The 13,989-nt window shown below is 61.0% G+C and carries 10 protein-coding genes; 5 read left to right on the forward strand and 5 right to left on the reverse strand.

The genetic code is table 11. The features are described 5' to 3' along the window. Positions 1-2: 2 nt before the first annotated feature. Both HMPREF2927_RS01755 and HMPREF2927_RS01760 read right to left on the reverse strand, forming a co-directional pair. Positions 3-716, reverse strand: a complete 714-nt coding sequence (locus tag HMPREF2927_RS01755; RefSeq protein ID WP_070684992.1) for an Rv3235 family protein — start codon at positions 714-716, stop codon at positions 3-5. A 102-nt stretch (positions 717-818) separates the two neighbouring features. Then, complete coding sequence (locus HMPREF2927_RS01760) at positions 819-1,862, reverse strand: LysM peptidoglycan-binding domain-containing protein (RefSeq protein WP_083311143.1); 1,044 nt, start codon at positions 1,860-1,862, stop codon at positions 819-821. 209 nt (positions 1,863-2,071) lie between these two features. Between HMPREF2927_RS01760 and HMPREF2927_RS01765 the strand changes: the two genes are divergently transcribed. After that, positions 2,072-2,755 carry a histidine kinase gene (locus HMPREF2927_RS01765; protein WP_070684996.1) on the forward strand — a complete coding sequence of 228 codons (684 nt, stop codon included), beginning with the start codon at positions 2,072-2,074 and terminating at the stop codon, positions 2,753-2,755. 192 nt (positions 2,756-2,947) lie between these two features. On the opposite strand, the gene HMPREF2927_RS01770 is transcribed toward HMPREF2927_RS01765, so the two are convergent. Beyond that, entirely contained in the window at positions 2,948-3,181 is a 234-nt protein-coding gene (locus HMPREF2927_RS01770; protein ID WP_005505378.1) for a helix-turn-helix domain-containing protein, read from the reverse strand. A gap of 361 nt (positions 3,182-3,542) precedes the next feature. On the opposite strand from HMPREF2927_RS01770, the gene HMPREF2927_RS01775 reads away from it, so the two are divergent. The 3 genes from HMPREF2927_RS01775 to HMPREF2927_RS01785 all read left to right on the forward strand — a co-directional run bounded on the left by HMPREF2927_RS01775 (position 3,543) and on the right by HMPREF2927_RS01785 (position 7,835). Next, a complete protein-coding gene (locus tag HMPREF2927_RS01775) occupies positions 3,543-4,235 on the forward strand; it encodes an SAF domain-containing protein (RefSeq protein ID WP_070684998.1) in 693 nt (230 codons plus the stop codon). Further along, positions 4,232-5,917, forward strand: coding sequence for a CpaE/TadZ family protein (locus tag HMPREF2927_RS01780; protein ID WP_070685000.1), 1,686 nt, complete (start codon positions 4,232-4,234; stop codon positions 5,915-5,917). The genes HMPREF2927_RS01775 and HMPREF2927_RS01780 overlap by 4 nt, the downstream gene beginning before the upstream one ends. A 343-nt stretch (positions 5,918-6,260) precedes the next feature. Next, the gene (locus tag HMPREF2927_RS01785) at positions 6,261-7,835 is read left to right on the forward strand and encodes a sensor histidine kinase (protein WP_070685002.1); all 1,575 of its coding nucleotides are present in this window, start codon (positions 6,261-6,263) and stop codon (positions 7,833-7,835) included. 155 nt (positions 7,836-7,990) lie between these two features. Here HMPREF2927_RS01785 and HMPREF2927_RS01790 read toward each other — a convergent pair whose 3' ends face one another. Continuing rightward, the gene (locus HMPREF2927_RS01790; RefSeq protein WP_005505386.1) at positions 7,991-8,239 is read right to left on the reverse strand and encodes a WhiB family transcriptional regulator; all 249 of its coding nucleotides are present in this window, start codon (positions 8,237-8,239) and stop codon (positions 7,991-7,993) included. Positions 8,240-8,720: 481 nt separating this feature from the next. On the opposite strand from HMPREF2927_RS01790, the gene HMPREF2927_RS01795 reads away from it, so the two are divergent. Further along, positions 8,721-9,161 carry an alpha-N-acetylglucosamine transferase gene (locus HMPREF2927_RS01795; protein WP_070685004.1) on the forward strand — a complete coding sequence of 147 codons (441 nt, stop codon included), beginning with the start codon at positions 8,721-8,723 and terminating at the stop codon, positions 9,159-9,161. 82 nt (positions 9,162-9,243) lie between these two features. Here HMPREF2927_RS01795 and HMPREF2927_RS01800 read toward each other — a convergent pair whose 3' ends face one another. Continuing rightward, the gene (locus tag HMPREF2927_RS01800; RefSeq protein ID WP_246827321.1) at positions 9,244-13,755 is read right to left on the reverse strand and encodes an FtsK/SpoIIIE domain-containing protein; all 4,512 of its coding nucleotides are present in this window, start codon (positions 13,753-13,755) and stop codon (positions 9,244-9,246) included. Positions 13,756-13,989 lie beyond the last annotated feature (234 nt).

The raw sequence follows: 13,989 nt of genomic DNA on the forward strand, positions 1-13,989 counted from the left end.
CTCTAGTCTTCGTCCGGGCGGCTCTGCGGCTGCTCAATCGCGGTAATCAGCCACATACCGTGAATCAGGCGCATCTGCATGGTCACCACGCGAACCTTATCCGCACAACGCAGTAGCGCCACCGCTTCGTAGAGCTCCTCGTGTACCTTCTGCGCTCGCACCCGCAGCAGAACCGGCGGAAGGGTCAACAGCATCTCCTTGCGCACCTGGCGCGGGTTCTTCGGGAAGAGGGGTAGCAGACGGTGGAAACAATCCGCTGACACCCACTGCGCCAGCTGCTGGCGCGAACGACGAGCCGACATGATCTCCAGGTAAGCAATCGCCACACCCGCGCAACGGCCCTCCAGCTGGCGAGCCAACGCATCCGCAGGACGCAGCGGGCGGCCCCTCTTCGCTACCTTCGGGCGCTGCGCCGAATGCTGCTCATAACGCGGTATCGGCAACAGCGAATAGACCGACGTGCTGTTCCGTCTCTGCACCAGAGCCATCGTGCCCTGCCCCTGCTCCGGTAGCGGAGCGACCTGCTCGGCAGTCACAGGCTGAGCCACCGGCTGGGAGGCGCGTGCCGCCTGACGCTTTGAATACGGACCGGCAGGTTGATCGTTGAGGGAGGCGGACTGTGCGGGTTGCGAATACTGGGCAGGCTGAGAACGCTGTGCAGGCTGAGAAAGCGGCGGCGTCCACGGGGCGCGGGGGAGAAGGTGGGCGAAGCTCATGACGACTCCTTTCGGTGCAAGGTATGTGAGGTGAGTTGAGCGAAAGCTATCGGGTGGGGTAGAAGAATTGAGGTAGTGGCGGCGAGGGCTAGACGGTGAGGGTTAGTGAACGGGCTGTTCGGGAATCTGCAGAACCTGCCCCTCGTAGAGCAGCTCGGCGTTCTGACCCAGAGCGTCCTTATTCGCCTCGTAAATATCGAGAGTGTAGTCGTAAATGGTGGAGGCATCGGTGCCTTCACCCAACTGCTCGGCGGCAATCGACCAGAGCGTATCGCCCGCCTGAACCGTGTAAGAGTAGGTGCCCGCCTCTGCGCGGGGAGGAGAAAAGAAGGGGCTACGGTCCTGCAGCGAGCCTGCCGCCTCCGAAGGTTGAGGAGCCAGCGGAATATCGGGAATCTCTGCAGAGAGGGTCAGGGGAGCGGAGGCAGCTTCCGGGGCGACGCTGCCCGTGGTGGTACCGGCGGGCTCCGCATCTGAGACGGTGCCTGGACTAGTTTCTGCCGCCGCGGTACCCGTTGAAGCTACGGTACTCGTTGAAGCTGCAGTGCCCATTGAGTCTGTGGTCATGACCGCCGAAATGGTCGTTTGCGGCATACCCTCCGTGCCGTTTACTCCGGCGTTGCTGGGCGTAGCCACCGTAGCTTGCGCGGGAGCCAAGACCGCGCCCACTCCAAGAGCCGTGCCGCCAAGCGTCAGAACGATGCGGCGCATAAAACGCGGACGAAAAAACGCCGGAACCTTCAGCACCGCGCGGTCAGCGTTGTGGCTCGAAACGCGCAAAGACCAAGCGTAGAAGAGAGCGTAGATAAAACTGATGAACCACCAGGCGGTAATGAGGACTGCTACCGCACCAGCGCAGAGCAACGAAGCATCAGCCAGCGGGTGTGCCGAGGGGATGCGGTGCAGGTTCACGCTCAACGCGCCCAAGACCGCCGCGGAAAGCAGGGGAGGGGCGATGAAGAACAACGCGTCCTGGTAGTTAGCCTTAGCACCGGGCCCGATTACAGAGCCGGTGCCGGCGGCTACCTCTGCGCTGACAGTACAAGGCACGGCTACGGAGTGTGAGACTGCGGAGTGTGAGGCGAAGGTGGCAGGGCGTGAAGCGAAGGCTGCGGGGGGTGATCCGGGGGTGGAAAATTGGTCCACGATGACCTCCAAACGGTGTGTTTGATAGCTTTTGGTGTTGCTTCATTTATACAGGAAGTCACGCTAAAAATGAAGCAAAACGGATTAAAATGTATGAAAAACATGTAATTTGGTGGAATTTGCTTCAAAAATCAGGCTCAAGAACCATCACTCGACCAGAAAAATGCCCCGGTTCGTATCCGCACCCGCTATTCGGGTAGGGTCGTAGTATGAGCATGGAAAAGTTCCTACGAGACATTGAGGCGCGCCTCGCCTCCGAACGTGCCTGGGATATGGAACAGGACGCCCGCCAAGTCGCCCGCGTCCAGTACTCCACCATTACCCTCGACGACCGCCTCCTCGCGCAGGTTGGCGGCCCGATCCGCATCTGTGCCACCGACATGCAAACCTACGAAGGCAAACTCGAAATGGTCGGCGAAGAATGGGTCAGCATCGAAGCGCGCGGCGAGAACATCATCATCCCCCTGCACGGAATGCTCTGGTGGGAAGGCGGCATCGCTCCCGGGCGCGCTGATATTCGCCCCGAACGCTACCGAATGAAAATTCAGCTCGCCCTCCGCTCCCTCGCCATGGCACGCGAACCCGTCCGCCTCTCCCTCGAAGGCGGAACCGTCAGCTACGACGGCGTGATCGAGCGAGTTGGCGCTGACTTCCTTGAATTGCGTCTGCTCAACGGTGGCCAGTACCCACGCATCTATGAACGCGACCAGTACGCGCGTGCAGCCTACGGCGCGCAGGGAACCTACGGGCAAGTTGGTTATAGTCAGGGCAGTTACGGTCAGAGTGGTTATGGGCAGGGTGCCTCCGGCTACTCCCGTGCACCTCGCGGCGCCGGCGTGCGTACCATCCCGCTGGCTCGCGTCAGCGCGGTGATTGCCCGCATTTCACGCTAAAAGTACAAGAGTATATAGCGGACGACGCCATTCGCGGGCACGCCCGCAAAAGCGCCTCGACAACTATAAATACCCTTATAAAAGCAACAGAAAACACAAAAAGGTCCGCCCCTCTCCATTGAAATCTCAACGAGAGGAGCGGACCTTTCTAAAACACTCGAGCATTACGCCCGCGAGGTGCATGTCGAAATACTAATCGACCTTAGCCTTTGCCGTGAGCTTGCCGGAAGCAATCGCCTCCAGAGTCTGCTCGTGGCGCTCGGTAATGTACTCTTCAAAGCGAGAGCGTTCAATACGCCACTGGTTACGTCCACCAATCTGAATGGCGGGAAGTTCGCCGCTGCGCACCAGAGCACGCACCTGCGAAAGCGAAACCTGCAGCTCCTCAGCAACGTCGCTCAGAGTGAGGAAACGAGGTGCAGTCATCGAATTATTCCTTTCCGTGAGTGAAATCCTGGGTCCCTTAGCCACCGTTAGCGGCCTTTTGTATAGAGTCCATACAGAACATCTATTGAGTACTTTCAGTATATGTCATCACCATGAAATTTGCTCACAAAAAGCCTTATATGAGCCGAAAAGTTATCTAATTACCCTTTCAAAAGGGGCAAGACTCAAAAATATTTCATAAACACGACTCTTGTTGAGAGAGAGTACTAAATGAAATATGCTGTTAGGGCTAGTGTCAGAACCAAATAAAGCACTATCGAAAACACACCACTCGCTCATCGGTCAGTTGAACAACACCGGAATCACCGCCGGCTTCCGCACCGAAAGGCACAACCATATCATGCGCATACGACAGAACGCGACGAAGCGTTCCACCCTCACCGAAACCCACGCCAAACGTCTCAAAAGGCCCACCATCAAAGACTGGCGATTCATCCTCGGTGTACTTCTCGTGCTCGTTTCCATCACAGGCGTGCAGCTCTACGTGCAAGCCAACAACAGTAAAACCGAGTACTACACCGCCAAAAGCGAAATCCGCCTCGGCGAGAAGATTACCGAAGACAAACTCGCCCGAGTCGAAGCGAACATAGACTCCGCCAAAGACAAGTACTTCACCCGCGCCGAAGCCGCACAGATGAACGGCAAAATCGCCACCCAGCGCATCCCCGCCGGCAACTTCATCAGCAAAGAATCCGTAGGTACCGAAACCTCCCCGGGGCGCCGCCTCGCCACTGTCAGCATTGACCGCACCGCCGCCTCCGCGCTGAAGGCAGGCGAGCGCGTGGACGTGTGGACTTCCGGCCCGCGCAACCCCGACACCAAGAGTGATAACCGCACCGAAAACGGTGCCCGCGCCATCGTCACCAATGCCGAAATCGTTGCCGTAACGGTCGATGAAGGTGTGCTTGGTGCCAACGGCAAGGCAACCGTGCAGTTGTGGGTCAAGGAAGAAGCCCTCGCCGCCCTCGTCAAGGAAAGCAATAGCGACTCCAAGATCAGCCTCATCCCCGGCACCTACGGGGAGGGCCAGTGAACATCCCCGTCATCCTCTACGGCGATGACGGTTCGCTCTTGACCCGCATCGAATCCCAGCGCGGCCGCGTTTCCGTGGCGCGTACTGTGCAGGACTTCAGCGAAGCCGTCGGCATGGCGCACACAGGCATTGCCCGCGTGCTGCTCTGCGCCCACATGCCCGCCGAAATGAGCGCCTCCACCGTGGATGCGCTCGCCGCCTCCGAAGTGCTCCTGGCGGTTATCGCCCCGGACAACCTGCCGCTGCCCACGCAGGCGCACCGCATCCGCCCCGAAGCTGCCCTCGAAGAGATCCTGGGCTCGCTCGAACAGGCGGTGGATGCGGCGCTCGCCCGGCCCGCCGCAGGCTACGGCGTGCCCGCGCAGATTCCGGCTCAGCCGCCCGTTCAGCCTGTCGCCCACCGCCCGGAGGCCGCCTACGGTCAGGATGCCGGGTACGGTTACGATGCAGGCTACGGCTACGACAGTGGATACGGCGGCTACGGTTACGATAACGGAGCTGCTGGCCATAGGGCGGGCGGCTACGGTTACGACCCCGCCGCGGGTACTGCCATAAACGCCGGCGCGCCCTACGGCGCCGACTACGGAAGCTACGGAATCGACCCCGCAGCCCCCGCCGGAAACGCGCCCGGCGCGCATGACCCGGCGGAAGCCTCCTCCGTTATGCCCAGTAACGTTGCGCCCAGCAACGAGGAATCCGTGCTCAGCCAGGCCGCCGCCATCGTCGACTCTTTCGCACCCGGTAGCGACTACGCCCTGCACGTGCAGAACGAGAACAACGACGGCACCCTGCCTCAGCACCCGGACATTAACCAGGACCCCGCCGCGCCCTCCCGCTACCAGCCCGGCCACCGCCTCGGCAAGATCGTGACCGTCTGGGGCACTCACGGTGCCCCCGGTCGAAGCACCATCGCCTTCAACCTCGCCGCCCTCGCGGCGCAGCAGGGCCAGCAGGTCTGTCTCATCGACGCAGACACCTACGCGCCCAGCCTGGATGCGCTCATGGCGCTCGAAGATACCGGCTCCGGCCTGGCAATTCTCTGCTCGGACGCCGACCGTGCCCAGCTCGACGAGAAGAAAGCCGGCGCCATTATGGAGCGCGTGCCCCTCAAAAACGGCACCTTCGACTTCTTGAGTGGCATCACCTCCTCCTCGCGCTGGCCCGAGGTTCGCGCCCGGGCCTTCGCCGAGGTACTCGAATGGCTCAAGCACCGCTATGACCTGGTCATCTGCGATGTTGCCGCCCCCATTGAGGTCGACGAGGAACTGACCTTTGACGGCCCGGCACCGCGCCGTAACGCCGCGACCCTCACCGCGCTCGCCTGCTCCGACCGCGTGATTGCGCTCGGCGAAGCGGACGTCATCGGCCTGCCGCGTCTGATTAACCTCGCCCGCGAGGTGCAGTCGCGCCCGGATCTTTTCGCCCCCGAAACGGATGTGCAGTACTGGCTCAACCGCAGCCGCCGCGAAGCCGCCGGATTCAACACGGAGGCGAAGATGCGCGATAACTGGGCGCGCTACCTGTCGGTTCCGCTCACCGGAGTGATTCCGTACGAGCGGAAGGTCATGGACCGTTTGCGCCGCAACGGTGAGGCACTGCTGGAGGTGGCGCCCCGCCATGCGGTCGTACAGTCCTTCGAAGCGATGCTTGCGGGCATGTACGCGGTACGCCCCGGCTCGTAGTGTCAAACCCGGTGCGTAGCGTGATGCCAGAGCAGTAAAAATTATCGTCTGCTAGAAGCGGGCACAAGAAGACCCGACCTACCGGTGTAAGGTCCCGAAATTGGGGGCGCCGGCAGGTCGGGTTTCTGCGTCTTACGCATATTGAGGGCGGGGGAGTGGTGCGAATGCCTCACTGTACAACTGAGGGGTGCTTCTCATTGCGCTGCGTCATATTTGCGATTAAAAGCGCACTCCAAGAAATGCTCTGTAAACTATTCCACGTATTGCCGTTCGAATGGGATTTGCGGCGAACACACCGTAAAATGGTTGAACACACCCGAACTCATGGGAAGCACACAAACATATGTCTTTTGCAGAAGGAATTATGAGCGCCTGCGACTTCGGTCCCGGCGACACTGAACGCGTTCACCTCATCATGGGTGAATGGCAGGTCATCTCTGACATCGCCCAGAGTGACCTGGTTCTATGGTTCCCCACCGACTACGTTGTTGCCGACGGTAGCTCCCCGGACGCCGTATCCGGCCCCAGCGAAACCAGTACTTTCCGTGCCTTCGCGCACGTGCGCCCCTCCAACGTCCGAACCCTCTTCCACCACGACATCATCGACCACGACATGGAAGACGGAATCCGCGACGAAGCCTACCGCGTCTGGATTGACCAGAACATCAGCACCTACACCGACGAAGGAAGCGGTGAAGGCGTTGGTTCCCGCCCGCGCGTGCACGTAACCTTTGTGCCCATCGTGCGCAACAACCGCACCATCGCGTTGCTGACCAGCCACAAGATTGCCACACCCAGTGGCTACCCCTCCATCAGTGACGAGGTCTACGAATATACTGCTGACACCATGCTCTCCATGGTGCACTCCGGCCTGTGGCCCGACCCCCTTGCCCAGGGAAATAACACCCAGGGCAACCCCCGCGTGATCGACGGCATTATTGTGCTTGACCCCTCCGGTCGTGTGGTCGTCGCTTCCCCGAACGCGAACTCCATGTACAACCGCATGGGCATGACCGGCTACCTCGAAAAGCAAAACCTCGCCGACGTCACACGTGCGATGCTTCCTGCCGGTGAGCAGGCGGATGAAACTCTGCAGTTGGTCCTTGCAGGTCGTAGTGACCTGCGCACCGAATTGGTTATTGCTCGTGCCCGCGTGACCATGCGATCCATCCCGCTGCTTGCGCAGAGGCGTGCTCGCATCGAGCGTGAAGGTGCCGTGATTCTTTGCCGCGACGTGACCGAGTTGCGCCGCCGTGAACTGGAACTCATGACCAAGGACGCGACCATCCGCGAAATCCACCACCGCGTGAAGAACAACCTGCAGACCGTGTCCGCTCTGCTGCGTCTGCAGTCGCGCCGTATGACCACTGATGAGGCACGTCAGGGCCTGGAGCAGGCGATGCGCCGCGTGGCAACGATTGCTACCGTGCACGAGGCGCTCTCGCAGGGCCTGACTCAGAACGTCAACTTTGACGAGCTGATTGAGCGTCAGTTCCACCTTGCCGCTGAGCTTGCTTCCCCCGGTCAGCACGTGTCTACCAAACTGATTGGCTCCTTTGGATCTTTGCCGAGCCAGTTCGCTACCCCTCTGGCGCTGGTTATCAACGAGGTTGTCGCGAACGCTGTGGAGCACGGCCTGGACGGTGAGACCGGTACCGTAACCCTCGAGGGTATTCGCGGCACCAACGATGAGGGTGAGAACATCCTCACCGTCGTGATTACTGATGACGGTAAGGGCATGGGCGATAAGAAGATTGAAGAGTCCGGTCCGAACGCCTACCGCCCGGTGACCGGTAAGGAAGGCCTGGGCATGCAGATTGTGCGTACCCTGGTGGCGAGCGAGCTGAACGGCTCGATCCGCTGGGAGGCTAACGAACCGACCGGTACCCGCGTGGTCATCACCGCGGTGCTCATCTAGCCACCTTCTCGCACGACATATTGAACTGCCGCCGCCCCGAGTACGGGGTGGCGGCAGTTTGCTGTCTAGATAGGTTCTGTATATGGCAAAAGCGTGGTGCAGTGACTTTATATCACTGCACCACGCTTTTGATGCCCTATTGAATACTCCGGAAGTTAGGATGCACGGCGGGCACGAGCTGCGCGACGCTTCATCGCACGACGCTCGTCTTCACTGGTGCCACCCCATACGCCGGAGTCCTGGCCGGTCTCGATGGCCCACTTCAGGCAGACGTCTACAACCTCGCAAGAGCGGCAGACAGTCTTAGCCTCTTCAATTTGCAACAGGGCAGGTCCGGTGTTTCCTACGGGGAAGAACAGCTCCGGATCCTTGTCCAAACAAGCTGCACGACTACGCCAATCCACGGTGGACCTCCTTCATGATTTACGGTCTCACGCGGTGGCAAGACACATCTATTTTCCTGTGTGCGTGTCAAATACATCCGATGATGGGATGCTCACCCAGCGTTAGGGTGAAAATTGACTTATCAACTTTCGCATGTTGGAGCGGATGTGACAAGTACTTTTCTCTAAAAAATCTCAGTATTACACTGAGGCATCTATCACTTAGGCAAACCTTTGTCTAATTGAGAGGGTGGGGAATCGCATGCTGACACACATATTCTGAGTTGTGTCTCATAGGCGAGACGCGGGCGGCTGGGTGAGCGGCGCCTCAGGCATAATATAAAGCGGTACCTACCCCTGAAATACCGTACCGACGACGAGGCGGTGAACCCGAGACGGGGGAGCGCCCACCCGCTAACGCACCAGCGCATCGGAAACATACCAGCACATCGGACCAAATAAACCCCGGTCTGCCGCCGACACTACCCATGAGGAGCCCACCGTGACGTCACGCCCGTTCAACGTCATTTACGCATTCGTTCTGACCGAAGTCTTCGCGGCATACATTCTGATTCGCGGTATCCTCTACCCCTTTATCATCAGCGGAATGTCTACCGCCCAGGCGATTGTGGGCGGCGTACTCCAGGTGCTCATTGCCGCGGGCATGACCTACTTCGGCCTGCGTTTTTACCGCGGCCGCTTCGGTTCGCGCCTGCCCATGATTCTGATTACCCTCTGTGCACTGTGGGTCACCGCAAGTACCCTCGTTATGAACGTGAGTGCTTACGGCCTGAACATTGGCCAGGTCATCACGATTGCGGGCGTTATTGGTGCGGCGGTTGCCTTCATCTTCGTGCTCATGCCCAGCAGCCGCCGCTATATTGAGGCGGTCACCGAAGCATCGGGCGAAGAATCAGAGAAGTACAGCCGCCGACGCCGCTAAACCCCTGGCGCCGCTAAACCCTAGACGGCTCGGCTCTAGAAGGGTCGGCTCTAGACCGCTACCGGCACCTTCTGCACAGCTGTTACAGCCTGCGCTGCCGTGGCCAGTGCCAGGGAACCTGCGCCGCGCACACGGAGGCACCATCCACCACCACGAGACGGCCGGCGGGCTGCTCACCCTGCGTGAACCGATCCAGAGGTAGCACGGTCACCGTGCACATGTCGGCATCCGCCAGGGATGCGGGCGCGAGCAGAAGCGCACGCGAGCATCCCATGAGCGCAGCCAGCAGGGGTGAGGAGGCGCGCCTCGGCCAGGGCGTGTAGGCGACCAGTATGGCGCGGAACTCACCTCGACGCTCCAGAAGTAGCTGCTGAACGGCGGGGGAGAGATACTGCAGGTCATCGACAAACACGAGCGTGTGTGCGGGGTCATTCACCGAATCCAGGAGCGCGCGGGTACGCTCCACGCTCGGCGGCTCACCCGTAGCACCGCCATCACCCGAGGTGCCGCCAGAACCCTCAAGGACGAGGGTTTCGAGTTGCGGGTTGAGCTGAGCAATGCTCTCCAGCAGGGTGGTTTTACCCGCCGACCGGGAACCCTGCACCGGAACTACCGCGCCAGCCGGGGCGCTCAACCACACCGGCATCTGCCGGCGGTCAAACGCGACCAACAGCTTAGCGCCCTGAGGATTGCACGCGGCGTGGGCGGCGGTCACGTACTCGGTCGAGGGCATGCGATAGTACTCGGGGAACTGCCGCAGAAGAGTGCCGGGGCGAGTATTCGACCCGTTAGAAGCACTCGCGGCGTTACCCCGCAGAACCTGAACCAGCTCCCGGAAACCCGCAACGCAGGGCGAAAGAATCGACGCGCTCAGCGGCTGATCCCCAATCAGCTCCTCATTAATGGCACCCTCCACGCAGTAGTGGCTCTGCGCCGGGGTGGGGTAGTCCTTGCTCGTTGAACGCATCAGGTCGGCGTCCAGGAAGCGGCGGCTCAACAGCGTGGAATGCGCCGCAGCGGCGAAACGACCGCGCGGGTTCAACGCGGAGGCGAACATCACCGAATAGCCGCGACGGCACCCCTGCGAGAGCAAGTCGTAGAGTAGGTTCTCCGTATCGGGTTGGCGAACCAGCGCCTCCAGCCAACTGTCCAGGCCATCCACGACAATGAGCGGGCGGGCGGAGCCCTCGGTACCCCACAGGTTCGGGGTGCGCAGCTCCTCCAAGCAGAAACGCAGATGCGAAAGTTCCTGGGCACCCACGAGCGCTTCAAAGGCACCGGCGTAGGGTTCCAGGTCGCGGTAGAGCGCACCGTCAGAGGTCAGCAGAACAACTGGCGTGCGGGTGGCAAACGCCTGAGTTAAAAGACCGTAGAGCATCGGGGCACGTTCGGCACTCTGAGCCAGCAGCGCCAGAGCCTGCTGACCCGACCAGCTGATCGGGCGGCGCACACCGTAGCGGGCAATCTCCAGCTCGCCCAGCAGATACCCCTCGGAAGCCGCGCCAGAGCCGGCGGGTTCCTGAGAATCTACAACCTGAGAGGTAGCCGCCGGGTCGATGCCGTACGCTACCGGTTCGCTCACCGGCGCCTCCACCACGGGTAGCGGGGTGCTCTCGGGAAGCTCCGGCGGAATCGGGCAGTACTCATCTTCAACTGCCGCATTCTTCTGAAGACTCTTCGGTGCGTACTCGCGTTCATAAAGTGCACGAATCTGCTGTGCCGAACGAATCAGCAGCTCATCCTCATGACCGCCCAACGTCTGAACGGCAGAAGTGGCAGTCAGCTCACGCCAGCCGCCCTCCTCAAGACCCAGTACCTGCACCGGACGGGCATCGCTGCTCGAGGGGACCGCATCCACCAGCGGGGCGCGGAACGGTAGAGAACGACCATCCGGCAGGCGCACATACCCGGCACCCGGATGCGCCGCCGAAATATATGCCGCAGACTCATGCTCCAGCAGGTTATAGGAATCCTGCGCGCTCGCCACACGCAGACAAATGCTCGTGGCAATATTGGCGCGAATATCCTGCGAAATAGCACCCTGCGGACGCTGAGTCGCCAACACCAGGTGCAGACCCAGCGAGCGGCCAATCGTGGCAATGCGCATCAGCTCAGCCATAGCGTCCGGCATGGAATCGATGAGCATGCGGAACTCATCCACCACAATCAGCAGCTCGGGATAGCGCGGAGTCGTACCCGCCGCCTGGCAGGACGCCAGGTAGTCACGGTAGGAGTTCACGCCGAGCGCCTGCAGATCCACCTCGCGTCGGTGAATATCGGCGCGCAAAAATTCGAGCGCACGCTCCACCGCGGACACATCAAAATTGCTCAACACGCTGAGCGCATGCGGTAGCTGAGCCAGAGGACCCAAACCAGCCGAGCCTTTGAAATCCACCAGAATCAGGCCGAGGCGCTCGGGCGGGTAACGTAGGGCAGTGCTGAGCACCAGCGAACGCAGCAGCTGCGATTTGCCGGCACCGGTCGTGCCACCGAGCAGCCAGTGCGGGCCGTGTTCAGACAGACCAATATTCAGTGAGCCACCCGAAGAAACACCCAGGTAGCAGCGAATATCGGAGGCGTAACGCTGAGCGGACCAGCGCTGCAGAACGGACTCCACCGCCATGTCATCGGTGCGGTTCTTCTGCCGCGCGCTCTGCGCCTGCAGGGAAGAGAATAGATGCGTCGACTGGTGCACCTGCGCCTCACTGAGCGGACCCTGCTCCTGCTCGCATCCGGTGCGGTACAGGTTCTCAAGAGCGGCACAGAACGCCTCAACGCTGAGCCCGTCGGCGTGCTGGCACAGACCCTCACACGCCAGCGGATGCACCTGGTAGACACCCTCGGTGGGCTGCACCGGCGGCGCCGCATAGCCCTGCGTACGGTATCGGATGCTCTGACGGTGGCTACCCTCACTCGCGCACTCAACCCAGGCGGCACCAAAAAGCGCACCGGGTGCATGGGCGGAGCTATCACCCTCAGCGCTGCCCAGCACGCAGAGTGCCGGGGCGTTCATCTTCTGCTCACGCGGGGAAGCGAACGCACGGGACTGCGAAGACTCCGCGACCGCCCCAGAGTTCAGCGCGGTCAGCAGGGGAGCGTAGACAGCGCTCGCCTGCTGGGGCATGAGAATCAGCGGCGGAACAGAAGCGGAAAGCTCCGACTGCAAGCTGCTCTGCCGGGCCTGCAGATACTTCTCCTGCTGCACGCCCGGCAGACAATGCACGCTCACACCCGGCACCACAGCCAGAGTCTGCAAGAGACTATTGGTCCGCAGCTGATCAGCGCTTTCAGCACCCGCCAACAGAACATGCACCGCACCCGGATAACCCGCCACCAGTTGCACCAGGTAGGCACGCAGATGCGCCTCCTCCAGCTTCAGGTAGTGACCGAGAGCCGGGGTGGGTAGCGGAAGATAGTGGGGCGCCTCCTGTTTCTCCAGAGTGCCCAGCGGGAGGTTGCGGCCGCGCAGGTAGGGCTGGCGGGGACCGCATCCGAGCACAATAGCCGGGTAGGCGACATCATGCAGGGCTGAGGGACCCGAAATTGCCAGGCCGCCCGCGGTCGGCAGGGCGAGGGCACGTTTCTTCTCTTGCAGTGCCGCCTGATGAGTTTGCTGCGATGCGGCACGGTTCTCCGCCCGACCGCCAAAGAAATGCAGGAGCATCAGCAGCGAAGACGCCGCAGACATCAGCAGAAGGAACCACATGCCGGTCACCAGCGCAATAATCAGGCCCACCACAATCGGCAGGCACACGCTCAGCAGAATCTGCTTGAGCTTACGCGGCGCGGGAGGGTTCACCACCACCGGCTCAAAGGGGTTTCCGGCATCGCCCAGGGGAGCGAGCATCTGCGCGGGCTCGCCACTGGAAGAGTCGGGGGAAGCGGTGGCGCTCGCCTTCGTGGCGGTGCGTTCGCCGTCGGTGCTGGGGGAAGTGAGCATGCAGAGTGAGGAGCCGAGGCGGAAAGGCTCGCCCCAGCGCAGGATGCGCGGCTCGGCGTTCTGGGCCTTTTTACCGTCCTGTGACTTCTTGCCGCCCTGTGCTTTCATACTGCCCTGTGCGTTCTCGCTGCCCTCGCTTGCAGCGGGGCGTTTCTCGATCCAGCGGATGCCGGAGCTGTCGGCGTAGAAGTTGCCGTGCACCGGCTTGAGGAAGGGGTCTTGCAGGTGAATGTGGTGCGGCTGTTCTTCTCCGCGGGTAGTTAGCGCCGCCCTGCCGAGGCTGGTTCGGCCGCGGCTGATGGGGAAGGTTGCGCCCGCGTCGGGTCCGCGCAGAATGTGCAGGAGGCTGACGGCGGGTGCGCCCGGAGTTTGAGATTCGTTCGGAATGTGGCTGTTTGGCGCACCCGTGGCGTCGAGGGGGTCATTATTGTGCACGGGGCGTAGCTGGAACGTAGTCTCCTGTGTCTGAGCGTGCGTGCCGGCGGCAGGGTGTTGCAGAGCGTGGTTGAGCGCCTGCTCTAGAGCCTGCTGGTTTGCGCTACCTGCGCTACCAGGGCGCAACTGTATCCCGTTGGGTGCCGCCTCGCCGTCGAGTCGGAGTACGCGGGGGTAGGGGAGAGTGGTGTTGTGGTGGTCAAGAAAGAAGAGAGTCATACCCTCAGAAAACATTAAAAGGCATTAAAGCTCAATAAATTATCTGTATATAAATTAACATGTTCGTATTTTTTGAATTTTTCGCCTCGTTTTTCAAAAAACTATGGATAACTCACCGATATACTGCCCAGATTGCCGTTCGAAAAGCCCGGCAGTGCACCCGCTGAAACATCCATGTTTGACCCTGCTTGCGCATCCTCATTGACGCCCCTAGAAGACTCTGGTATCCGAATT

This window comes from Rothia sp. HMSC061E04 (assembly GCF_001813685.1).
GTDB lineage: Bacteria > Actinomycetota > Actinomycetes > Actinomycetales > Micrococcaceae > Rothia > Rothia mucilaginosa.

Excerpts from the sequence above, each read along its gene's own strand:
- HMPREF2927_RS01755 (WP_070684992.1), bottom strand. The coding sequence starts at position 716 with ATGAGCTTCGCCCACCTTCTCCCCCGCGCCCCGTGGACGCCGCCGCTT.
- HMPREF2927_RS01775 (WP_070684998.1), top strand. The coding sequence starts at position 3,543 with ATGCGCATACGACAGAACGCGACGAAGCGTTCCACCCTCACCGAAACC.
- HMPREF2927_RS01800 (WP_246827321.1), bottom strand. The coding sequence starts at position 13,755 with ATGACTCTCTTCTTTCTTGACCACCACAACACCACTCTCCCCTACCCC.
- HMPREF2927_RS01785 (WP_070685002.1), top strand. The coding sequence starts at position 6,261 with ATGTCTTTTGCAGAAGGAATTATGAGCGCCTGCGACTTCGGTCCCGGC.
- HMPREF2927_RS01770 (WP_005505378.1), bottom strand. The coding sequence starts at position 3,181 with ATGACTGCACCTCGTTTCCTCACTCTGAGCGACGTTGCTGAGGAGCTG.
- HMPREF2927_RS01765 (WP_070684996.1), top strand. The coding sequence starts at position 2,072 with ATGAGCATGGAAAAGTTCCTACGAGACATTGAGGCGCGCCTCGCCTCC.